General features: G+C 69.5%; 15 protein-coding genes. 7 read left to right on the top strand and 8 right to left on the bottom strand.

All coding sequences use genetic code 11. The annotated features are described in order from the left end of the window. Positions 1 to 33: 33 nt before the first annotated feature. Complete coding sequence (locus AC5P9I_RS15165) at positions 34 to 783, bottom strand: MlaE family lipid ABC transporter permease subunit (protein ID WP_005414955.1); 750 nt, start codon at positions 781 to 783, stop codon at positions 34 to 36. Continuing rightward, entirely contained in the window at positions 783 to 1,571 is a 789-nt protein-coding gene (locus tag AC5P9I_RS15160; RefSeq protein WP_049468356.1) for an ABC transporter ATP-binding protein, read from the bottom strand. Before AC5P9I_RS15160 ends, AC5P9I_RS15165 begins: the two co-directional genes overlap by 1 nt. Positions 1,572 to 1,763: 192 nt before the next feature. Here AC5P9I_RS15160 and recC point away from each other — a divergent pair, with 192 nt between their 5' ends. Genes recC through recD form a run of 3 tightly spaced genes read left to right on the top strand, consistent with a single transcriptional unit; the run spans position 1,764 to position 10,659 of the window. Then, complete coding sequence (gene recC, locus AC5P9I_RS15155; RefSeq protein ID WP_130768322.1) at positions 1,764 to 5,105, top strand: exodeoxyribonuclease V subunit gamma; 3,342 nt, start codon at positions 1,764 to 1,766, stop codon at positions 5,103 to 5,105. After that, complete coding sequence (gene recB, locus AC5P9I_RS15150) at positions 5,102 to 8,782, top strand: exodeoxyribonuclease V subunit beta (RefSeq protein ID WP_130768321.1); 3,681 nt, start codon at positions 5,102 to 5,104, stop codon at positions 8,780 to 8,782. The genes recC and recB overlap by 4 nt, the downstream gene beginning before the upstream one ends. Then, positions 8,779 to 10,659, top strand: a complete 1,881-nt coding sequence (gene recD, locus AC5P9I_RS15145; protein WP_049468351.1) for an exodeoxyribonuclease V subunit alpha — start codon at positions 8,779 to 8,781, stop codon at positions 10,657 to 10,659. Before recB ends, recD begins: the two co-directional genes overlap by 4 nt. A gap of 105 nt (positions 10,660 to 10,764) precedes the next feature. On the opposite strand, the gene AC5P9I_RS15140 is transcribed toward recD, so the two are convergent. From AC5P9I_RS15140 to AC5P9I_RS15115, 6 genes are all read right to left on the bottom strand, one after another. Continuing rightward, entirely contained in the window at positions 10,765 to 11,163 is a 399-nt protein-coding gene (locus tag AC5P9I_RS15140) for a hypothetical protein (RefSeq protein ID WP_049468349.1), read from the bottom strand. A 94-nt stretch (positions 11,164 to 11,257) separates the two neighbouring features. Continuing rightward, positions 11,258 to 13,297: an FUSC family protein gene (locus tag AC5P9I_RS15135; protein ID WP_049468347.1), complete on the bottom strand. Its 2,040-nt coding sequence runs from the start codon at positions 13,295 to 13,297 to the stop codon at positions 11,258 to 11,260. 3 nt (positions 13,298 to 13,300) lie between these two features. Next, a complete protein-coding gene (locus tag AC5P9I_RS15130) occupies positions 13,301 to 14,761 on the bottom strand; it encodes an efflux transporter outer membrane subunit (RefSeq protein WP_187756883.1) in 1,461 nt (486 codons plus the stop codon). Continuing rightward, positions 14,758 to 15,675 carry an efflux RND transporter periplasmic adaptor subunit gene (locus AC5P9I_RS15125; RefSeq protein ID WP_049468342.1) on the bottom strand — a complete coding sequence of 306 codons (918 nt, stop codon included), beginning with the start codon at positions 15,673 to 15,675 and terminating at the stop codon, positions 14,758 to 14,760. Before AC5P9I_RS15125 ends, AC5P9I_RS15130 begins: the two co-directional genes overlap by 4 nt. After that, positions 15,672 to 15,881 carry a DUF1656 domain-containing protein gene (locus AC5P9I_RS15120; protein WP_010487502.1) on the bottom strand — a complete coding sequence of 70 codons (210 nt, stop codon included), beginning with the start codon at positions 15,879 to 15,881 and terminating at the stop codon, positions 15,672 to 15,674. Before AC5P9I_RS15120 ends, AC5P9I_RS15125 begins: the two co-directional genes overlap by 4 nt. Positions 15,882 to 15,988: 107 nt before the next feature. Then, the gene (locus tag AC5P9I_RS15115; protein ID WP_005421298.1) at positions 15,989 to 16,444 is read right to left on the bottom strand and encodes a MarR family winged helix-turn-helix transcriptional regulator; all 456 of its coding nucleotides are present in this window, start codon (positions 16,442 to 16,444) and stop codon (positions 15,989 to 15,991) included. Positions 16,445 to 17,020: 576 nt separating this feature from the next. Between AC5P9I_RS15115 and folE the strand changes: the two genes are divergently transcribed. From folE to AC5P9I_RS15095, 4 genes are all read left to right on the top strand, one after another. Next, the gene (gene folE, locus AC5P9I_RS15110) at positions 17,021 to 17,632 is read left to right on the top strand and encodes a GTP cyclohydrolase I FolE (protein ID WP_004141296.1); all 612 of its coding nucleotides are present in this window, start codon (positions 17,021 to 17,023) and stop codon (positions 17,630 to 17,632) included. 112 nt (positions 17,633 to 17,744) lie between these two features. Beyond that, positions 17,745 to 19,214, top strand: a complete 1,470-nt coding sequence (locus tag AC5P9I_RS15105; protein WP_049466319.1) for a DUF3375 domain-containing protein — start codon at positions 17,745 to 17,747, stop codon at positions 19,212 to 19,214. Then, entirely contained in the window at positions 19,201 to 19,902 is a 702-nt protein-coding gene (locus AC5P9I_RS15100; protein WP_049466320.1) for a DUF4194 domain-containing protein, read from the top strand. The genes AC5P9I_RS15105 and AC5P9I_RS15100 overlap by 14 nt, the downstream gene beginning before the upstream one ends. A gap of 16 nt (positions 19,903 to 19,918) precedes the next feature. Next, positions 19,919 to 23,299, top strand: a complete 3,381-nt coding sequence (locus AC5P9I_RS15095) for an ATP-binding protein (RefSeq protein ID WP_130768320.1) — start codon at positions 19,919 to 19,921, stop codon at positions 23,297 to 23,299. Positions 23,300 to 23,454 lie beyond the last annotated feature (155 nt).

Genomic DNA, 23,454 nt, shown 5'->3' with positions numbered 1-23,454 from the left:
GCCGCGCGCGCCTGCGCACCGCCGGTGGAGGGGTTAGGTGAACAACATTGCCGACAGCACGAAGTTGAACATCAGTACCAGCAGCGAGGCGTTGACCACCGCACGGGTGGTGGCCACCGAGGTGCCCTCGATGGTCGGCTCGGCATGGAAACCGACGTAGGCGGCCACCAGCGCGGCGGTGCCGCCGAAGATCGCCGACTTCAGCATCGCCACGCCGAAGTCGTCCCAGAAATCGACGCTGTTGCGCAGCGCCGACCAGAACACGCCATTGTCCAGGCCCAGCACGTGCACGGCCTCGAAGTAGCTGGCACTGATCGCCAGCGAGCAGAAGATGCCGGTCAGCAGCGGCACGGTCAGCACCGCCGCCCAGAAGCGCGGTGCCACGGCCTTGGCCACCGGGTCGATGGCCATCAGCTCCAGCGCCTTGATCTGGTCGGTGGCGCGCATCAGGCCCAGTTCGGCGGCGATCGAGCTGCCGGCGCGGCCGATGAACAGCAGCGCGGTCAGCACCGGTGCCAGTTCGCGGTACAGCGACAGGCCGAGCAGGGTCGACAGCGCGTCGGCCGCACCGAAGGTGGTCAGCGTGCGGTAGCCCTGCAGGGTCAGCACCAGGCCGACGAAGGCGCCACCGACGGCGATGATCGGCAGCGAGCGCGCGCCGATCTTGTAGATCTCGCGGGTCAGTTCGGCCAGGAAATCACGGGTCGGCAACGAACCGCGCAGCACGGTCAGCGAGAACAGGCCGGCGCGGCCCAGCGAGCGGGTGGCTTGGACGAACGGCATCAGGCGACCCTCGCGCGCGGCGCGGCATCGAACGGGATGGGGCCATCGGGCTGGCCGTGCAGGAACTGCCGCAGCAGCGGGTCCTGGCTGGACTGCAGCGCCTCGGGCGTGCCCTGGAACACGATGCCGCCGTTGGCGATCGCGATCACTTGGTCGCAGATCGGCAGGGTCTCGTGCACGTGGTGGCTGACGATGATGCTGGTCAGGCCCAGGCTGTGGTTGAGGCGCTGGATCAGGCTCATGATCACGCCGGAGGCGATCGGGTCCAGCCCGGTCAGCGGCTCGTCGTAGATCATCAGCGGCGGGTCCAGCGCCAGCGCGCGGGCCAGCGCCACGCGGCGTGCCATGCCACCGGACAGCTCGCGCGGCCAGGCATCGGCAGCGGCCAGCAGGCCCACCGCATGCAGCTTCATTTCCACCAGCCGGCGCAGCACAGCGGCCGGCAGGCGGGTATGGGTACGCAGCGGCAGCGCGACGTTCTCGGCGACGGTCAGGTCGGTCAGCAGGCCATTGCCCTGCAGCAGCACCCCCACGCTCTTGCGCATTTCCAGCAGTGCGCCGCTGTCCTGCGGGATCGGCTTGCCGAACAGGGTGACCTCGCCGGCGACCGGGCGCAGTTCACCGGTCAGTGCCGCCAGCAGGGTCGACTTGCCGCTGCCCGATGGGCCCAGCACCGCAGTGATGCTGCCCTTGGGCACCTGCAGCGACACGTCACGCAGGATCGTGCGCCCGCTCCGGTCGATGCGGACGTTGGATAACTGCACCAGACTGGACGTGGAAGCCGACATGGGCACCATTAACGTTTTTTAGACATCGAAGGATCGGGCCCGTCGGCTGAACATAAGCAGACTGGACGGTCCAGTATTGTGGCACGGCAAGGCCCCTGCCAGGCTGGGACAATCGGCCGGCAGCGCGGAACAATCCGTACCGGCGATGAGCCAGCCATTGAATACGGCCTGCTCTGCTGCACACTGTGCACGATGAGTGACCCGGGCAGCGATTTCCGCCTCTACCATTCCAATTCCCTGGACGTGCTGGCTGCGCTGCTGGCGCGCAACGTGCGTACGCCGGTTCCGGGCCAGCCGTTGCTGACGCCGGACGTGGTGCTGATCCCACAGGTGGCGATGCGGCGTTGGCTGCAGGCGACACTTGCTGCCGAATATGGCGTTGCCGCCAACCTTGAGTTCCTGACCCCGGGCGAGTTCGTGGCCCGTGCACTGAACGCCAATGTGCCGGGGGAACGCGACGACCTCGACGCGGCCGGCCTGCACTGGAAGCTGTACCAGGCACTGCGCGACCCGGCGTTGCTGGCGCGGCCAGCACTGCGCGCGCTGCAGTCCTATCTTGCCGGTGGCGACGCGCTGAAGCCCTGGGCACTGGCCGGCGAACTGGCCTCGGTGTTCGAGAAGTACCAGGCCTGGCGGCGTGACTGGCTGCTGCGCTGGGAGGCCGGCGCCGACCCGGCCGATCCGCAGGCCATCCTCTGGCGCACCATTGCCGGTGGCCACGACTATCGTGCGCGGCGCATCCAGGCCTATCTCGATCGTTTCGAGGGCGCTGGCCAGCCGCTGCCGGAAGGCCTGCCGCGGCGCATGTCGGCGTTCGCGACGCTCAACATTTCGCCCGACGTGCTGCGGGTGATGGCCACCCAGGCGCGGGTGGGCGAACTGCATTTCTACATGCCCACGCCCGTGCAGTCGTACTGGGGCGACCTGCAGACCCTGGCCGAGCGCCTGCGCAGTGGCGCGCCGGATCCCTTCGGCGAAGCTGCGGGCGAGAACCGGCTGCTGGAAGCCTGGGGAGCGGCCGGGCGCGATTTCATGGCGGTGCTGGGCAGCTACGAGGTGGTGCACCCGGCCGGCGAGATTGCCGCGTATTCGGATCCGGAGGACGACACCCGGCCGACGCAGGACGAAGGCGGCCTGTCCGACAGCCTGCTGCATCGCCTGCAGCGCGATCTGTTCCACCGCCGTGCGCTGCCCTCGGGCGAGCTGCGCGACGGGCTGCGCAGCGACGATCCCAGCCTGCAGGTGCATGCCTGCCATACCCGCCTGCGCGAACTGCAGGTGCTGCACGACCAGCTGCGCAGCCTGCTGCAGGACCCGCGCTTCGACCCGCCGCTGCAGGCGCGGGAGATCGCCGTGCTTGCACCGGACATCGACCCCTATGTGCCGTATCTGGAAGCGGTGTTCGGCGGCCGTGGGGGCGAGGACGAGCACATTCCCTATGCACTGGCCGACAGCAGCCCGCTCGCCGGCGAGCCGCTGGCCGACGTGTTCGTGCACCTGCTGGGCCTGCCGGTCTCGCGCTTCGGCCTGAACGAAGTGCTGGACCTGCTGGCCAGCGCCCCGTTGGCCGAGGCGGCGGGCCTGGAAGCGGTGGACTTCGACCGCCTGCATGGCTGGCTGCAGCAGGCCGGCGCACGCTGGGGCCTGGATGCGAAGCACCGCAACCAGCACCAGGCGCCGGCCGACGATGCCTACACCTGGCAGTTCGCGCTGGACCGGCTGGTGCTGGGCCATGCCACCGGCAGCGAGGCCGATGTGGCCGGCGTGGCGCCGTGGACCGAACTGGAAGGCGGTGCGCTGGAAGCGCTTGACCGGCTGCTGCGCCTGTTGCGCGTGCTGGCGATCTATCAGCGCCGCCTGGGTGAGCTGCTGACGCCGGCGCAATGGCGGCAACGGCTGCTGTCGTTGCTGGATGCGCTGCTGCCGACTGCGCCCAGCTCGCCCAACAGCCAGCGCGCCCTGGAACGCCTGCGCAAGCTGCTGAACCAGTTCGCCGACGATGCGGCCAAGGCCGGCTTCGACGAAGGCGTGCCGCCGGAGGTGGTGCGCGCGCACTTCGCCGCCGTGCTGGGCGAGGCCGATACGCGCGCGCCGTTGTTGACCGGTGGCATCAGCTTCGGCCGCATGGTGCCGATGCGGCTGCTGCCGTTCCGGGTGATCTGCGTGCTGGGCCTCAATGACGGTGACTTCCCCCGGCGTGACCCCGCCGCCGGTCTCAACCAGCTCACCGCCGAGCTGGACACGCCGCGCCGCCGACCGGGCGACCGCTCCACCCGCGAAGACGACCGCTTCCTGTTCCTGCAGCTGTTCGCGGCCGCGCAGGAGGTGTTCTACCTCAGCTACCTGGGCGCCGATCCGCGCGATGGCAGCGTGCGTGAGCCGTCGGTGCTGGTCAGTGAACTGATCGATGCCGCCGCGGCGTATCACCTCGACCCGCCTGCGGCCGCCCGCGACTTCACCGTGCGCCATGCCCTGCAGCCGTTCTCACCGGCCGCTTTCGGCGATGGCGATCCGCGTCGCTTCAGCTATCGGCGGCAGTGGCACCCGGCGGCCGGGCGCCTCAGCGGCCAGCGGGGCGACCTGCAGCCGTGGTTCGATGCACCGTTGCCGCCGCCGCTCGACGATGCGGTGGAAGATGACGTCGCGCTGGATACCCTGCGTCGTTTCCTGTGCGATCCCGCCGGGCAGTTCCTCGCACAGTCGCTGGGCCTGCGCCTGGCCGACGACGTCGAGGAAGTCGATGACCTGGAACCGCTGGTGCTGTCTTCGCGCGGCCCGGAGAAGCGCAGCGTGCAGGCAGCGGTGGTGCGTGCCACGCTCAGCGGCGATACCGAGCCGTTGTACCCGCGGCTGCGCGCGCGTGGCCTGTTGCCGTCGGGTCCATTGGGCGAGCGCCAGTTCGACGCCGAACAGCTGAAGACCCGCCCGTATGCCAGCGCGCTGCTGGGCTGGATGCAGGGCGAACCGCTGGAAAGCCGCCGCTACGAGGTAGAGATCGACGGCGTGCGCCTGCATGGCCGCGTGGCTGATCGGCATCCCGCAGGGCTGGTGCGCCTGCGCGCCGGCCCGCTCAATGGCAATGCCGTGATCCGCCAGGGCCTGGACTGGCTGCTGGCCAACGCGGCTGGCGACGCCCTGCCGCTGGTGCAGTTCTACGATGGCGGCGACAACGGCCCGGGCCCGCACGTGCTGCCGGCACTGAATGTTCCCGCAGCACGTGCGGCCTTGCGCGCGCTGCTGCAGCTGCGCCGGCGCGGCCTGCGCGAACCGCTGCGCTTTGCCCCGTATACCGGCTGGGTGCTGTACACCACGGCAGGTGAGAAGCAGCGCAGCGAAGGCTGGAAGCAGTGGCACGGCAGTGACCGCACGTGGGGCGAATCGCGCAGCGACGCCTGGCAGCTGCTGCTGCGCGGTGCCGACCCCTTCGCCACCGACGCGGGCTACGCCGACCTGCTGCGCAACAGCCAGGTGGTCTTCAGCGCCGTGCGCGAAGGCCGCGCGCTTGCCGCCGCCAGCCAGGAGGGCAGCGGATGAATACCTCCATGGCAGACGAAGGACTTCAGCGCATGGCTGGCGATCCCTACCTGGCCCTGCCGCTGGACGGCATCCGCCTGATCGAAGCCAGCGCCGGCACCGGCAAGACCTTCACCCTGGCGACGTTGTTCACCCGCCTCGTGGTGGAGCAGGGTCTGCGCATCGGCCAGATCCTGGCGGTCACCTTCACCGATGCCGCCACCCAGGAGCTGCGCAAGCGCATCCGCGAGCGCCTGGCGCTGGCTGCGCGCCTGGTCGATCTGGAACCGGCCGAGGGCGAAGCGCCGGACGTGCGGCTGACCCGCGAGGTGCTGCAGCGCCACCTGCGGAGTGGCAGCGAGAGCCCGGCCGCGCTGAAGCGCCGGCTGCAGGTGGCGGCCGACGAGATCGATCTGGCCGCGATCTTCACCATCCACGGTTTCTGCACCCGCGTGCTGCGTGAGCACGCGCTGGAAAGCGGTCACACGTTCGATCCACCGGAGCTGCTGGCCAGCGACCGCGAGCTGCTGGAAGAGCTTGCGGCCGACCTGTGGCGCGCGCATGCCAACGATCCGGCCACGCTGGAGCCGCTGACCTGGCTCTGGCCCAACCCGGACGCGCTGGCGGCCGACCTGCGCGCGCTGCTGGGCGCGCCGCCGCTGCACCCGTTGCCACAGGCAGTGACGCTGGCCGACCCGCAGGCCGCCCTGCAGCACGCGGCGGCAGTGCTGTCCGCAAGCGTGCGCGAGCACGGCGAGCAGTTCTTCATCGACCTCTGCGATGCGGTCGACAACAAGTGGATCAACGGCGTGTCCTACAAGCTGGGCTGGTTGCACCCGCTGGGCCGGCAGCTGCTGGCCTGGGCCGAGCGCGACGATCCCCGCGAACTGCTGGCCAGCGATCGCCTGCCGGCACTGCTGCCGGACGTGCTGGCCGACAAGACCAACAAGAAGTTCGCCGATCGGACACCGTCGTCGCCCTTGCAGGCGCCGTTGGCGCGTTATGTCGCGCTGCTGGCCGAACGCGATGCCTGGCTGCGGGACAGCGCGCTGGCCTTCCTGCACCGCTTGCGCGAAGAAGCCACGCAGCGCCTGCAGGCGCTGAAGCGAACGCGCCGGGTTCAGACCTACGACGACCTGATCGATGGCGTGGCCGCAGCCCTGGAAGGCCCGCAGCGGCTGGCGCTGGTCAGGCAGCTGCGCGCGCAGTACCGCATCGCGCTGGTCGACGAGTTCCAGGATACCGACGATCGCCAGTGGGGCATCTTCCACAGCGTGTTCGGCGATTCGCCGGAGGTGCACGAACTCGGCCTGGCGCCGGCGCTGTTCCTGATCGGCGACCCGAAGCAGGCGATCTACGGCTTCCGCGGCGGTGATGTCCACACTTACCTGAAGGCCAAGCAGGTCGCGCAGCAGGCGCCGGTGCTGGACCAGAACTTCCGCTCGCGACCGGCCGTGCTGCGTGCGCTGCAGGCGCTGTACGACAACGGTGGCGACGACGCCTTCCTCGAACCCGACATCCAGTTCGAGCCGGTGCGTCCCGGCGGCGTGCGCACCGATTCGGACTACCTGCGCCACGGCGATGCTGCGGTGGCGCTGACCCTGCGCGTGCTGCGCAGCGGGTCCGACAAGGCGATGAGTGCCGACGCCTCGCGCGATGCAGCGACGCGGGCGTGCGTGGCCGCGATCCACCAGACCCTGGTCGATGCGCGGGCTGGCAAGGCGCTGCTGCGCGGGCGGCCGGTACAGCCGGGCGACATGGCCGTGCTGGTGCGTTCGCACCGTGAGGCCACCCTGGTGCAGCGCGCGCTGGCGGCGGTCGGCATTCCTGCGGTGGCGGCCGGCAAGCAGAGCCTGTTCGCCACCAGCGAAGCGCGCGATCTGCGTGCGTTGCTGCTGGCACTGCTGCAACCGGCCGACGAGGGCCGCCTACGCGCGGCGTTGGCCACCGTGCTGCTCGGCCAGCGGGCCAGCGCGATCGCGGCGATGGAGCGCGAGGGCGACCTGCAACGCGGGTTCCAGGCGCAGCTGCTGCACTGGCGTGAGCGCTGGCAGCGCGGCGGCCCCTTCGCGGTGATTGCCGATGTCTGTGCCGCACAGGGCGAACGCCTGCTGGCGCTGATTGACGGTGAGCGCCGCCTGACCAACTACCTGCAGTTGGGCGAACTGTTACAGGAGGCCTCGGCGCAGGCGTTGGGCATGCATGGCCTGCTGGACTGGCTGCAGGGCCAGATGGCCAGCGCCGACCAGGATGACGAGCAGCAGCTGCTGCGCCTGGAATCGGATGCACGCCGCGTACAGATCATCACCCTGCACAAGAGCAAGGGCCTGGAGTATCCGCTGGTGTACCTGCCCTTCGTCGGCATCGACGGCGGTGCACCGAACACCGCGTCGCACTGCACCGTGCACGTCGATGGCCAGCGCCAGCTGCACTGGAAGCTGGGCAAGGACGACGCCTGGGAAGCAGCCAGCAGCCAGCGCGAGCGCGAGCAGCGCGCCGAGGATGCGCGCCTGCTGTACGTCGGCCTGACCCGCGCCGAGCACGCGCTGTGGATCGCCGTGGGCGATCTGGCCGGGCTGCGAAAGACCCGGCTGGCACCGCTGCTGGGCGACCTGCAGGTGCTGCGCTCGCATCCCGACGTGCACATCGACGACAGCGAGGTCCCGGCCACGCTGCCGCAGCTGGCGGCTGAAGTGGAAGGCGACCTTCCGGCAGTACGGGCACTGACCCGGCGCGTGCCGCACGACTGGTGGGTATACAGCTTCACCCAGCTGGCGCATGCCGATGCCGGCGCTGGCGGTGATATCGAAGCGGCGGCCACCGAGCTGCCGGCGCCCGCCGCCGACGAACCCGCGGGCGCGGAACTGCCGCTGGAACCGGCACTGCCGGAGCCGGCCGTCGCTGCCGAGGACAGCACGCCTGTGGACCCGCGCTTCATGGGCAGCCGCTTCGGCAACGTGCTGCATGAGGCAATGGAGAACGTTGACTTCGCCGCATGGGCCGGCTGGCAACCCGGCCTGCCGGCGCCGGAAGGCCAGGCCGAGGTGCTGCGCAAGGCGCTGCACGACGAGGGCTACGCCGATGCCGATCTTGAGGAGGGCGTGGCCGTGCTGGTGCCCCTGGTCGGCCACACGCTCACCGTGCCGCTGCCCGAAGGCGGAGCCCTGCATAGCCTTGGCGACGGCGAGCGCCGTGCGGAGATCGACTTCCATTTCGCCATCGAACCCACCACGGTGCCGGCGCTGCTGCAGGTGCTGCATGCACACGGCGTTTCCAGTGGCCGGCGCGGCTTCGGCCAACGCCGCCGCCTGGAAGGGCTGATGACCGGCATGATCGACCTGACCTACGTGCGCGATGGTCGCTGGTATGTGCTCGACTACAAGTCCAATCGCCTGCCCGGCTACAGTCCGGACCTGCTGGCCATCGCCATGCGCCACAGCGAGTACGACCTGCAGGCGCTGATCTATACCGTGGCGCTGCACCGCTGGCTGCGCTTCCGGCTGGGCGCGGCCTACGACTACGAGCGCGACATGGGCGGCATCCGTTACCTGTTCTGCCGTGGCCTGGACGGCACCGGCAACGGCGTGCACGTGGATCGCTTCCCGTTCGCGCTGGTGGATGCGCTGGATGCGCTGTTCGCCGGTGGCGGGCAGGCCCAGGCCGAACTGGCCGCACGTGCGCGGGGGGGCAGCGCATGAGCCTGCTGCACGAGCTGTATCGCAACGGCCAGCTGCGCACGCTCGATCACGCACTGGCGACCAGCCTGCAACGCTTGCGGGCGGATACCCCTGACAGCGTGGCAGTGGCGGCCGCGCTGGCCTCGCTGGCGGTGTCGCAGGGCCATGCCGGGTTTGATCCGGCACAACCGCAGCGGTTGCTGGACGGCGTGCCCGAATGGCCTGCCGCGCAGGACTGGCTGGCACAGTTGCGAGCATCACCGTGGGTAGCGACGCCGCAGCAGGCCGATGCCATCGCCGAGGACGCGCCGCTGGTGCTGGAGAACGGCCTGCTCTACCTGCGCCGCTACCGCGAGTACGAGCGGCAGCTGGCGGCCGGGCTGCAGCGCATCGGCCGGCATCCGCTGCCGCCGCCGGACATGGCCGCGCTGGCACCGCTGTTCGCGCAGCTGTTCCCGCAGGCATTGGGCGGCGAGGACCACCAGGCACGCGCAGCCGGCGTGACCCTGCGCCATCCGCTGGCGCTGGTCACCGGCGGCCCCGGCACCGGCAAGACCACCACCATCGCACGCCTGTTGCTGCTGCTGGCGGCGCAGGCCCGGCATGCCGGCCAACCGCTGCCCGAGGTGGCGTTGGCCGCGCCGACCGGGCGCGCCGCCGAACGCATGGCCGAGAGCCTGCGGCTGGCCGTGCAGCGCCTGCAGGAGCACGGCGTGGACCCGGCGCTGTGCGCGGCACTGCCCAGTACCGGCACCACCCTGCATCGCCTGCTTGGCGTGATCCCGGATTCGCCGCGCTTCCGCCACCACGCCGACAATCCGCTGCCGGTGGACGTGGTGGTGGTCGACGAAGCGTCGATGATCGATCTGCCGATGATGGCCAAGCTGGTTGACGCGGTCGCCAGCGGCACGCGGCTGATCCTGCTCGGCGATCCCGACCAGCTGCCGTCGGTGGAAGCCGGCGACGTGCTCAGTGCGATCCTGCGTGCCAGCGGTGATGGCATCGGCACCCGCGCCGACGACGCGCAGGCGCTGCGTGGATTGCTGGCGCCGTCCACGCTGCAGCCCCAGGCCGAACCGCGCGCCTTCGCCGGCCGCCGCGTGCAGCTGCAACGTGGGTACCGGCAGAGCGATGCACTGGTGCTGGCCCCGTTGGCAGATGCCGTGCGCGAGGGTGAGGCCGGCGCCGCCTTGCAGCTGCTGCGCGGCGGTGAACTGGCCGGCGTGCATTTCCACGAAGGAGAGGCGGACCCGCTGCGCGGCCAGCGCGAGCACCTGCTGGGCCATTGGCGTGCGTTGGCCGACGCCGCCGATCCGGTACTTGCCCTGCAGCAGGCCGGGCGACTGCGCGTGCTGACCGCGCTGCGCGAAGGCCCGCAGGGCGCGCGTGGCCTCAACAGCCGTATCGAGCAGCTGCTGGCGGGCAACACCCCGGGCTACTTCCAGGGCCGCCTGCTGCTGGTGACCGAGAACAGCTACCGGCACCGCCTGTTCAACGGCGATATCGGCATCTGCCTGCGCGACAGCAGCGGCGCGATGGTCGCCTGGTTCCCCGGCGACACCGTCGAGCAGCCGCGCGCCTTCCACCCCGCAGCACTGCCCGCGCACGAAAGCGCCTTTGCGATGACCGTGCACAAGGCACAGGGCTCGGAGTTCGATGAAGTGTGGTTGCAGCTGCCACGCCAGGACAGCCGCGTGCTGTCGCGCGAACTGGTCTACACCGGCCTGACCCGTGCTCGCCAGGAGCTGCATGTGGCGGGCAGCGCAGAGGTGCTGCAGGCCGCATTGAAACGCCACGCCAGCCGGTTGGGTGGCCTGGCCTGGCGGCTGGGTGCGGAAGCGGTGGCCGAACAACCCGCGCGCATCGAACAGCCCACAGTACAGGGCACCTTGTTCTGAATCGGGGTCGGATCCCGTTTCCACCGGGAACGGGCCCTGACCCCATCCCCGAGGCACGCATGCTCCGGGTCGGAGCCCTCCCTTCAGGAGGGATCCGACCCGGCGTCATTCAGCGATCAACACCAACCCATCCGGGAACACGATCGCCGCTTCATCCGCATTCACGTCGAAGAAGCCCACGCCGTGCTTCTCGGCCAGGTCCTGCACGCGGCCGTGCGCGCGCTCAGCCACCGAGTAGGCGAACGCGCCGTAGATCACCTGGCGGCCGATGCTGTACTCGGTCACTTCGTCACGATCGTCATCGTCGTTGCTGAGTGGTCCGCCCAGCGGCGGGAAGTCCTGCGCCATCTCCGCGAACCACGCCTGCAGCGCCGGGCTGCTGACCGCCGGGTCGTCATACTCGTGGCGCTCGTTCCACTGCGTCTGCTTCTCGAACCAGGCGATGAAAGCCGCCGCCTCGCGTGGCGCGGCGCTGGCCTCGAACACCATCATGTCGTAACTCATTGGAGCTTCCTGTGCAGAGCAGGGGGCAGCGCCTTCGCCTGCGGCGAAGGATCCGACCCCGGCAACGGGGGCTGTGGACGCACAGGGTATCGCGCTAGGGCTGTTCGGCCGCACTCATGGCCAAGCCCGGCGCCAACGCCTTCGCCTCCGGGAACAGCGCGAAGCGCAGGCCGATCAGGCCCATCAGCGCCTCGTCGCGCGCCTTGCAGGCGGCCACGCTGCCGACCCGTGCCAGCGAGGTATCCAGCCGCTCGCGCAATGCGTCGGCTGCCACCATCGGCCTGCGCGCGGCGATCTGCCGGCGGTAGTGCACGGCCACCTCTTCCAGAATGTGCTCGACCGCCTCACGGCTGCGCTCGGGCAGTTCCAGCCGGGCGCGGCGCAGCTGCAGGATGTTCAGGCCGATGCGTGCTTCGTTGAGCATGTCCACCGAGGCGATGTCGCTGCCCTCCGGCGTCGCCGCCAGGCGCGGCGCGAGCAGGCCCAGCAGGTCGAGCATGCGCGCGGCGAAGCGCTGCCGGTCCTGCTGGCCACGTCCTTCGGCGGCCTCGGCCAGCGTGGTCCAGCCCTGCCGCACCAGGCGGCGCGCGGTCCACTCGGCACCCACCGAGCGGAACAGGCGGGTCATCACCACCGCAAAGCCGATGCCGATGAACATCGCGATCGACGAATTGAGGAAGGTCTGGATGTTGGCGCTGTAGGTGTTCTGCAGGCTCAGCAGTGCGGCCAGGTTGACCGTCAGCGGCAGCGCGAACAGCGCGCTTTTGGGGTGATGCAACAGCAGCCCCAACGGCAGGAACGCCACCGCCAGCACCAGCGCCAGCAGGCCGAAGTCGTGCACGGCCGGGAACACGCCGAACAGGTACACGCCGGCCACCACCGAGGCGACCATCGCCCACACCAGGAACTGCACCATGCTGGGGGCCGGATCGTCCTGTGCGGCGAAGAATGCGGCGGTCACCGCCGCCATCATCGCGCCGTTGCCACCGCCCTCCCAACCGAGCGCGATCCACAGCACGCAGTAGCTCATCAGCGCCACGCCGGCACTGAGCGCGGAGAACAGCGCCATGCCGTAGTCGACGTGCCTGTCGGCGGCCACCCGTTCGGTGCGGATGCGGTAGTGCGCGCGGTCCAGCGGCGCCGTGCCCTGATCGATCGCGTGCTGCAGGGTGCGGCAGTCCTGCCACAGGTCCACCAGCTCCTCCAGGCGCAGCAGCAGGCTGGCCAGCTGCAGGTGCTGCAGGTCGCGGTCCACCTGCGGCTTCAGCGCGCTGATGCGCGCGCGCAGCCGCGCGTACTCACTGGCGTTGGTCGGCCCATCCAGCCAATCGCGGATGTCGTCGACCAGCGCCGGCAGCCCATCCGGCAGGGCCTGGCCATCGCTGCGCAGCGCGCTCAGGCGATCGGCAATCGAGGACAGCACCGGCAACAGCAGCAGCATGCGCTCGCGCAGGCGCTCCATCGACACTGCCGAACCGGCATGGCGTGGATCATCGCGGCGCAGGAATTCGATCAGCGCCTCGAACTGCACCAGGTCCGCGGCCAGCCGGTTGCGCGGCGCGTGCGCGCGGCCGCGTTCGAGGATCTGCCGGCACCACTGCGCGGCGTCCTCCATCCAGTTGCCGATGCGGGCGCGCAGCATCGGGCGTACCGAGGCCGGGAACAGCAGCGAAGCAAACAGCACCGCCACCACGGTACCGAGGATGATCTCCTCGCTGCGCGCCACCACGGTGTCGAAGATGGTCTCCGGCGAGGTCACTGCCGGGAAGCCGATGAAGGCGGTGGTGTAGCCGGCCAGCAGGAACGCGTAACCGCGCGGGCCGCGGTTGAGCAGGGCCATGAACAGGCACCCGGCCAGCCAGATCGACATCGCCGCGCTCAGTACCAGCGGCGTTTCCACCAGCGCCGGCAGCACCAGCAGCGTGGCCAGGCCGGCCACCAGCGTGCCGACGATGCGGTACACGCCCTTGGCGCGGGTCGGCCCCAGCAGCGGCTGGCTGACGATGTACACGGTGCCCATCGCCCAGTACGGGCGCGACAGGTTGCCGGCCATGGCGATGTACAGCGCGGCCACCGCGGCCAGGTAGGTCTTGATCGAGAACAGCCACGCCTGGCGGTCGGTCAGCGCGTTCATGGCCTACTTCGCTGCGGTTGCGGCATCGGGCGCGGCGGCGCTGGCCTGCCAGCCACCGCCCAGCACCAGGAACAGGTGGATCTGGTCGCGCGAGACCTGTGCTTCGGCAGCGGCCAGGGTGGCATCGCTGCTGGCCAGGCTGCGGTCGGCATCCAGGCTGGACAGGTACGGCGTGCGGCCACCCTGGTACAGCCGGCGGTTCTGCTCGGCGGCCAAGGCGGCCTGTTCCTGCGCGGTGCGCAGCGACTGCAGCCGGCGCAGGTCCTGGGCGTAGCGGTCCAGCGCGGTCTGGGTCTCGCGCAGCGCCTGCAGCACGGTGTGGTCGAACTCGGCCAGTGCCGCGTCGGCACCGGCTTCGGCGGCGTGGATGCGCGCGTGGGTACCGGACGACGGCAACGTCCACGAGATCAGTGGGCCGATCGACCACTGCTGGGTCATCGGCGTGCCGAAGTCTTCCAGCAGGCCGGCGGCACCGAGCGAGGCGCCCAGGCGGATGTCCGGATACAGCTCAGCGGTGGCGACGCCGATCCGCGCGGTGGCCGAGGCCAGCTTGCGCTCGGCCTGGCGCACGTCCGGGCGGCGTTGCAGCAGTGCCCGGCCGTCACCGACCGGCAGCGGCTGCGCCAGGCCGGGTGCGTGCGCACAGTCGATCACGCCTGCTGGCAGCTGGTCCGGGGTTTTCCCAAGCAGCGCGGCCAGCGAATAGGCGGCCGCCGAACGTTGCGCGCGCAGCGGCGGCAGCGCGGCTTCCAGCAGTGCCACCTGCGCATTGGCGCGGGCCAGCTCCGGCGGCGTGCCGCGGCCGGCCGCGATCAGGCGCTCGGTGACGCTGCGGCTGCGCTGCTGCAGCTGCAGCGAATGCTCGGCCACGTGCAGTTCGTGGTTGGCGTGGCAGATTTCCAGGTAGCTGTCGGCGACCTGCGCGACCACGCTGACCTGGGCCAGGTCGCGCGCCGCAGCAACGGACTGCTCGTCGGCACGCGCCGCCTCGGCGCCGCGCTTGAGCTTGCCGAACAGGTCGAACTGGTAGCTGACCGCGAACTTGCCATCGGCCAGGTTGATCACCGGCAGTTCGTGCTCCTGCAGGAACGATTCGGCCGACAGCTGCGCGCGGCTGACCCCGGCCTCGGCTTCGTACTCGAAGCCACCGGCGTCCAGCGCCTGTTCGTATACCGCCGCCGCACGGCGCAGGTGCGCATCGGCGGCCTTCAGTTCGACGTTGTCTCGCAGCGCCTGGGTGATCAGGCCATCCAGCACCGGGTCGTTGTACAGCGACCACCAGCGGTCGGGCAGCGCCTGGTTGGCGGCAATCTGCGGGTTCTGCGTATCGATGAACGCCGCATTGGCCTCCGGGCGCTTGAAGGCCGAGCCTTCCGGCAGTGCATAGTCGGGGCCAACGGTCCTGCACGCGGCCAGGCTGGCCAGCGCGACGATCAGGCCGAGACGGGGCAGGGCGGCGTTCACAGGCCCGCCTGTGTCGGCGCGGTGCCGGCCTTGTCGTTGTGCGGGTGACGGCCGGTGTCCACGGTCACCGTCGCGGTGCGGCCGGCAATCAGTTCCACGCCCTTGGGCACCTCGTCGATGGCGATGCGCACCGGAATGCGCTGGGCCAGGCGCACCCAGTCGAAGGCCGGGGTCACGTTCGGCAGCAGGGAGCTGCCATTGCTGCGGTAGCGATCCTCGATGCCGGCAGCGATGCTCTCCACATGGCCACGCAGCGGTGTCGACTCGCCCATCAGGCGGATGTCCACGCGCTGCCCCGGCGCCACGCCGCGCAGCCGGGTTTCCTCGAAGTAGCCATCGATGCGGAACGAACCGGTGTCCAGCAGCGCCAGCACCGGCTTGCCGGCCACCACGTAGTCGCCCACGCGCATCGTGCGGTCGTTGACCCGGCCGTCGGCCGGCGCGCGCACCTCGGTGCGGCCCAGGTTGAGCTCGGCCAGGTCCACGGCGGCCTGTGCCGTGGCCAGCGCGGCCTGTGCGGCCTGCAGCTTGGCGCGGCGCACTTCGGCGTCCTCGGCGGCAACCAGGTCCTGCAGGCTGCGGTCGCGGCCGATCTCGCGGCGCAGCTGGGCCACCGAGGCCTGGCGCTCGGCCAGGCTGGCCTTGGCCTGTTCCAGCGCGATGCGATAGCGCGCGCGGTCGACCACGAACAGCAGGTCGCCCTTGCTCACCGCCTGGTTGTCGGCCACCTGCACCGTTTCAACCAGCCCGGAGACATCCGGCGCCACCTGCACCACGTCGGCGCCGACATGGGCGTCGCGGGTCCACGGCTCATCCATGTAATAGACCCACAGCTGGCGCAGCACCAGCAGGGCGACGATCACGGCTGCGCTGGTGAGCAGCACCGGCAGGGTCTTCTTCACGATCTTGTTCACGATTGCATCCAACGCAGGAGGTGGAACAGCAGGCCAAGCACGATCCCGTACAGCGCCAGGTTGAACAGCGCCGGGTGCCAGACATGGCGGTAGGCGCCGGCACGCTGCAGCAGCGCGTGCAGGCCGCTGTTGACCAGATAGGCCAACAGCATCAACCCGAGCAGGGTCGGGACGAACACTCCGTGGAGACTGAATTCACCGGGCATCGGTAGGGGCGGGGGCGAGGAGGGAGGGGGAGGGACAACAGAACAACGACAACGGGCAAACGCCGCTGGCGTGTGCACGGCAGCGGCAGCGTCCGGCAGCAGCGGTCTTACGTGATGCGGTCGGCGGCCTCGGCCAGCAGGCGCCATGCCTTCAGCACGGCGTGCAGTTCATCCATGGAAAGTTCGCCGAACACGTCCTGGCGCAGGCCGATCAACTGGTCTTCCAATTCGCTGACCAGCGCATGGCCCTCGTCGGTCAGCCACAACAGGTTCGCGCGGCGGTCGCTGGCGTCGCTCTCGCGACGGACCAGGCCGCTGGCGCACAGCTTGTCCAGCAGGCGTACCAGCGAAGGCCCTTCCATGCCCAGCTGCTGGGCCAGCGCCACCTGGCGGATGCCACCGCCGGAGCGGCCGATCATCAGCAGGGGCATGGTGCAGGCGGTGGAGATGCCGTAGCTGCCGAGCCGGCTGTCGGCCAGGCGCTGCCACTGCCGCCCTGCATAAAGCAGGCCGGAGCTGAGCTGCATCTGCAGCACGGTGCGCTCGTCGAGGGGTCGGTCCATAAGAGATAGATAGGATACTACTAATTTCATTCCTATCAATAGGTTTTTCTGAATGGGTGGGGTGTAGTGAGGAAAGCGTTGCGCCCGCCTGGTGTCGGTGGGGCAGCGGGCGCCGGAGGGTGCAGGACACGCCGTGACCCCCCCCTCCGGGGTCCTGCCCCGCCCGGCCCCCGCTGCCTTCCCCATCCCCCGCGAGCGCAGTGGGTTGGCTCTTAGAAGCAAGAGCAGAAGCAGTGCGGACCAACGGTCCGCACCCACCAGGGGAGTGGCCAAAGCAGCGGCGCGCCGCTTCCGAAGCCATGAACCCCGCTTTTGACCCCGCTTTCGGGGGGCAGGCCGCGCCCGCGGGACACCGCCAGGGAGTGGGAGAGGGGGCTGCGCAGGACCGTTGGCGCCATGGATGGCGCCATCGAGCCCCCATGGACGGGTTTACGGCGTGTCCTGCGCAGCCCCCTCTCCCACTCCAAACCGATAGCAACGACGCGCCAACAACGCCCCCCGATGAACCGTCCCCACAGGACGACCCACCCCCCGGTCGGGTACGATGCTCGCCCCCCGTTCGGGACGCTGTACGCAATGAGCAAGAACAACGAAAAGGCCGCCCCGCAGGGCGACGTGACCCAGGACCAGGCCGAGGATGCCGTGCGCACCCTGCTGCGCTGGGCCGGTGAGGACCCGTCCCGCGAAGGCCTGCTGGATACCCCCCGCCGTGTCGCCGAGGCCTATGGCGACTGGTTCAGTGGTTACCGCGATGACCCGCGCGCCTACATGGAGCGGACCTTCGAGGAAGTGGCTGGCTATGACGAACTGATCGTCCTGCGCGACATCGAGTACGAAAGCCACTGCGAACACCACATGGCGCCGATCATCGGCCGCGTGCACGTCGGCTACCTGCCGGCCGGCAAGGTGGTGGGCATCAGCAAGCTGGCCCGCGTCGTCGAAGCCTACGCCCGCCGTTTCCAGGTGCAGGAGAAGATGACCGCGCAGATCGCCCAGTGCATCCAGGATGTGCTGCAGCCGATCGGTGTCGGCGTGGTCGTCGAAGGCGCCCACGAATGCATGACCACCCGCGGCATCCACAAGCGTGGCGTCAGCATGGTCACCTCCAAGATGCTGGGCAGCTTCCGCGACGACGCGCGTACCCGCGCCGAGTTCCTGCGTTTCATCGAAGTGGGCGGCAAGCGCTGAGCCGCTTGCCTGCACCCCGCCGGCCCCGTGCGGCCGGCATGCCCACGGCTGTCCGCGCGGCCGCCGCGGGTGGCTGTTCGTCCCCGCCAGCCCTCATGACTCTTTTCGCTGCATGAAGCATCGCGAACGCATCTCCCGTTACCGCCATCTGCGCGAACAGCCCCAGTGGAAGCTGCTTGCCGCCGACCACGCTCCGGAAATCATCGGCCTGCTGCAGGGCCTGTTGATGGATGGCGAGCGCACGCTGCCCTCCTCGGTGCTCAACGAGCGCCTGCAACGGGCGCTGGACCAGCTCAATGGCGATGAACTGTCGCGCGAGCTGCCACGTACCGCGCAGGCCTACATCGCGCACTGGCTGGCGCAGGGCTGGCTGGAGCGCCGCCTGCCCGAAGGCGCCGACCAGGAACAGTACGAGCTGTCGACCGCAGCGCTGCAGGCGATCCGCTTCGCCGACGGCCTCGAGCAGGCCCGCGTGGCCGCCACCGAGAGCCGCCTGGCACTGGTCATCGAGCAGCTCTCGCAGCTGGCCGCGCAGACCGAGTCCGACCCCGACGCCCGCCTGTCGGCGCTGCGCGACGAGCGCGACCGCATCGATGCCGAGATCGCCCGCGTCGGCGCCGGCCGCGTCACCGCGCTGGACGGCAAGCGCGCGCTGGAACGTGCGCGCCAGATCATCGGCCTGGCCGACGAGCTGACCGAGGATTTCCGTCGCGTGCGCGACGACTTCGAGCAGCTCAACCGCGAGTTCCGCGAACGCATCATCGACGACGAAGGCGAGCGCGGCGACGTGCTGTCACAGCTGTTCGAAGGCGTGGATGTGATCGGCGAAAGCGATGCCGGGCGCAGTTTCCAGGCCTTCTGGCGCCTGCTCAACGATGCCGAGCAGAGCGCCCAGCTCGATGCCGCCCTGGAAGCAGTGCTGGCGCGTGGCTTCGCCCGCCGCCTGGACCGCAACGAACGCAACTTCCTGCGCGGCTTCACCAGCACCATGCTTGAGCGTGGCGGCCAGGTACACGATGTGCTGCAGAACTTCGCGCGCAGCCTGCGCGGTTTCGTGCAGAGCCGTGGCTATCTGGAACAGCGCCGCCTCAACCAGCTGCTGAAGCAGGCGCAGTCCGAGGCGCTGGCACTGCGTGACGAGTTCCCCGCACAACGCGGCATCGGCCGTGACCTGCAGCTGACCACCAGCCGCCTGCGCTCGTGGTCGCAATGGAAGCTGCACGATCCGCGCAGCGCCCAGGTCGATGGCAACGTCGAGTACAACGATGCCGCTGCGATCAGCCTGGAAAGCGTCGGCGATCTGGTCGCTTCGTCCGAAATCGACTTCCGTACCCTGCGCCGCGACCTGCACGACCTGCTCGACGCACAGCCGCGGCTCAGCATCGCCCAGGCCCTGTCGCAGCGCGAAGCGCCGCAGGGCCTCGGCAGCGTCATCGGCTACCTGTCGCTGGGCACGCGCTTTGGCAACGTGGTTGCCGGCGAGCAGGAGCTTGCGCAATGGCGAGGCGGCGACGGCCAGATCCGTCGCGCCCGCATCCCGCTGGTTTGGTTCACCCAGGAGAGACGCCATGAGCTGGCATGAAGATCCCATCGAAGCACCGCAGGCCGAGGGGGCGGAAGACGCCTACGACGCCGAACCGGTGGCGACCGTGGCGCAGCCCCGCCGTGGCAACGACGTGTATTACCTGGGCGACACCGGGCGCCTGCCGCTGGATGCGCGCCGCGCGCTGTGCCAGCTGCTGATCGGCCCCAGCATCGACCAGCTGCGCCACGCCAAGCTGTGGCCCGCGCTGATCCGCAGCGAGGCGGCCATCCGCTCGTCGCTGGCGGACCTGTTCCTGGAACTGGTGCTCGACCGCGACAGCGGCGTGGCGTTCACCCGCCAGGCCGACACCGAAGACGTGGATGCGCCGGTGCTGCTGCGCACCTCGCCGCTGACCTTCATCGACTCGGTGCTGCTGCTGTACCTGCGCCAGCAGCTGGCCGAGGCCGATGCGCGCGGCAACCGCGCGGTGGTGGCCGACGCCGAGATGGCCGAAGCGCTGGCCATCTACGAAAAGAACCTGTCCACCGACCGCGCCGGTTTCAACCGCCGCGTTGCATCGGCGGTGCAGAAGATGAAGGACAACCACATCCTGACCCGCCTCAGCGGCCAGGACGACCGCCACGAAGTCTCGCCGGCGCTGAAGCTGCTGTTCTCCGCCGAAGACGTGTCCCAGCTTTCGGCGGTCTACCGCCAGCTGCGCGAAACCCCGGCCGCCGAGGCCTGAGAGACCCGACCATCGCATGGCTATCTCCAAGCACACTCCCGCCCTGTTCAACGAAGGCCTGCTGGACCCGCGCCTGCAGCAGTTCCGCATGCGCCGCCTGCAGGTGCACAACTGGGGCACCTTCAACGGCCTGACCGAAGTGCCGATCGCCGAGCGCGGCTTCCTGTTCGTCGGCCGCTCCGGCTCGGGCAAGTCGACCCTGCTCGATGCCATGTCCGCGCTGCTGACGCCGCCGGCCATCGTCGACTTCAACGCCGCTGCGCGTGAAGCCGAGCGCAGTGGCCGCGACCGCAACCTGGTGTCCTACGTGCGTGGCGCTTGGGCCGACCAGCAGGACAGCGGCACCGGCGAGATCGCCACCCAGTACCTGCGCAAGGGTGCCACCTGGACCGCACTGGTGCTGGAATACCGCGCCGGCGATGGCCGCGTGGTCAGCCTGGTGCGCCTGCTGTGGATCTCCGGCAACGGCACCTCGGCCGGCGATGTGCGCAAGCACTACATGATCGCCGAACGTCCGTTCGACATCGCCAAGGATCTCGGCGGCTTCGACCTGGACCTGCGCAAACTCAAGCAGAAGCTGCCCGACCTGCACCATTTCGACACCTTCTCCGGTTACGCCGAGCGCTTCCGCGACCTGCTCGGCATCGACAACGAGATGGCGCTGCGCCTGCTGCACAAGACGCAGTCGGCGAAGAACCTGGGCGACCTGAACGTCTTCCTGCGCGACTTCATGCTCGACACGCCGAAGACCTTCGACGCCGCCGAGCGCCTGGTCAGCGACTTCGCCGAGCTCGATGGCGCGCACCAGGCGGTGGTCACCGCCCGCCGCCAGGTGGAAACCCTGCTGCCGGCACGTGCCTACTACAACGACCTGAAGGAAATGCACCGCCGTCGCGGCGACGACGAAGCGCTGAAGCTGGGTGTCGACAGCTTCCGCGAAAGCCGCCGCCAGGCGCTGATCGAAGCGCGCCTGCGCGAGATGGATGTACGTGATCGCGGCCTGCTTGGCGAAGAAGCCCAGCGCCGCGCGGCGCTCGACAACCACACCGAACGGCTGGCCGAACTGGAACTGCAGCGCCGCCAGCAGGGCGGCGAACGCATCGAGGAACTGGAACGCGAGCAGGGCCGTGCGGAAGCGGAGCGCGATCGCCGCCAGGCCAAGCGCGAACAGGCCCGCCAGGCCGCCCAGCAGCTGCAGGCGGAACTGCCCGACGACGCCCATGGATTTGCCGAACTGGTCGAGCGCGCGCAGAACGAACTGCAGGATCGCCAGCGTGCCTCCTCGGCACTGGACGATGCGATCAGCGAGCGCCTCGGCGGCAAGCGCGATGACGAGCGCCGCTTCGGCGAAGTCCGTGCCGAACTCGAAGCGATGCAGCGCACGCCCTCCAACATCCCGGCACCGATGCAGAAGCTGCGCGCGCGCCTGGCCGAGGAAACCGGCATTGCCGAGGCGGCGCTGCCGTTCGTCGGCGAGCTGATCCAGGTCCGCTCGGAAGAGCAGGGCTGGCAGGGTGCCATCGAGCGCGTGCTGGGCGGCTTCGCGCTGTCGCTGCTGGTCGATGACAAGCACTACAACGAGGTTGCCGAGTGGGTGAATCGCACTCACCTTGGCATGCGCTTCACGTACTACCGTGTCCGCCGCAACGATGAAGCGTTCGCGCGCGAGCCGTCGGCGAAGTCGCTGCTGCACAAGCTGGAGCTGCGCGAGCACGTGTTCGAAAGCTGGCTGCGCCGCGAGCTGGGGAAGCGGTTTGACTACGAGTGCGTGGATGCCAAGCAGCTGCGCAACGTCGACCGCGGCATTACCCGCGAAGGCCAGGTCAAGCATCCGGGTGACCGCTTCGAAAAGGACGACCGTAGCGCGGTGGGCGACCGCCGGCGCTGGATCCTCGGCTTCAACAACCACGACAAGGTCGGCGCCTTCGAGCGCGAAGCCCAGGAACTGGCCAAGCGTATCGCCAGCTGCGAGACCGATATCGCGCGCCTGCGCGGCCAGCGTGACCGCGACAACGAACGCCGCCTGGCCTGCCACGAGCTGGTCAGCATCAGCTGGAACGAGATCGATGTCGCCGCGCCGCAGCAGCGCCTGACCGATATCGAGGCCACCCTGCGCGACCTGCGCGAAGGCAACGCCGATCTTGCCAGGCTGGCCAAGCAGATCGACGCCGTGCGCGCCGACATCGAGCAGGCCCGCCGCACGTACGAAGACGTCCGCGTCGAGCGTGGCCAGCTGGTCAGGGAACGCGATCGCCTCGACCGCGCACGCCAGCAGAGCCGTGCGCTGGTGCTGCCGACCCTGGCCCAGGAGCAGGAGGCCGGCCTCGCCGAGCGCCTGCAGGAGCAGGGCCCGCTCAGCTTGGAAACGCTCGAAGCGCACATGCGCCAGGTCAGCAACGCGCTGAACGAGCAGCTGTCGTCCTCGCAGCAGGACCTCAACCGCATCGAGAACCAGCTGATCGGCTGCTTCCGCCGCTTCATCCAGCAGTGGCCGGAGGAATCGGGCGACTTCACCGCATCGGTGGCCTCGGCCGAGGACTTCCTCGCCCGCCTCGAGCGGCTGGAGCGCGATGGCCTGCCGCAGCACGAGGAGCGCTTCTTCGATCTGCTGCAGAACCAGAGCAAGAACAACCTGCTGGCCCTGCAGCGCCACAGCGCAGAGGCACGCAAGTCGATCGGCCAGCGCCTGGATGAAGTGAACGCCAGCCTGGAACAGGTACCGTTCAACCGCGGCACGCTGCTGACCATCGAACTGAGCGACCGCCGCCTGCCGGAAGTGGCCGAGTTCCATCAGCAGCTACGCGAAGTGCTGTCGCAGCAGCAGACCGAGCAGCGCGAGTTGGCCGAATCGCAGTTCACCGTGCTGCGCCAGCTGGTCAACCGCCTGGGCTCGCAGGAAGGCGAGGACAAGCGCTGGCGCGAACTGGTGCTGGACGTGCGCATGCACGTGGAATTCATTGGCGTCGAGCTGGATGCGGAAACGCGCCAGCAGGTCGAGATCTACCGCAGCGGCGCGGGCAAGTCCGGTGGCCAGCGCCAGAAGCTGGCCACCACCTGCCTGGCCGCGGCGCTGCGCTACCAGCTCGGCGGTGCCGACAGCCAGCTGCCCAGCTATGCCGCCGTGGTGCTCGACGAAGCCTTCGACAAGGCCGACAACGAGTTCACCGCACTGGCGATGAACATCTTCGACAACTTCGGCTTCCAGATGGTGGTCGCGACCCCGCTGAAGTCGGTGATGACGCTGGAACCGTTCATCGGCGGCGCCTGCTTTGTCGAGATCAGCGGCCGCCACGACTCCGGCGTGCTGTTGATCGAGTACGACGAAGAAGGTAAGCGCCTGAAGCTGCCCGAGCGCAGCCGCCAGCAGGCCAACGAACCGGAAGAAGCCGAGGCCTGACCCGGCCGATCGAATGGGAATGCCGGCCAGCGGCCGGCACTACCCACGGGCGGGGTTCATGACCCGATCGAATGGGGAATGCCGGCCAGCGGCCGGCACTACCGATGGGCGGGGCTCATGACCCGATCAAATGGGGAATGCCGGCCAGCGGCCGG

It is taken from the genome of Stenotrophomonas sp. YJH_SMC_29, from assembly GCF_059371235.1.
This window is presented reverse-complemented; position numbering and strand designations above follow the sequence as displayed.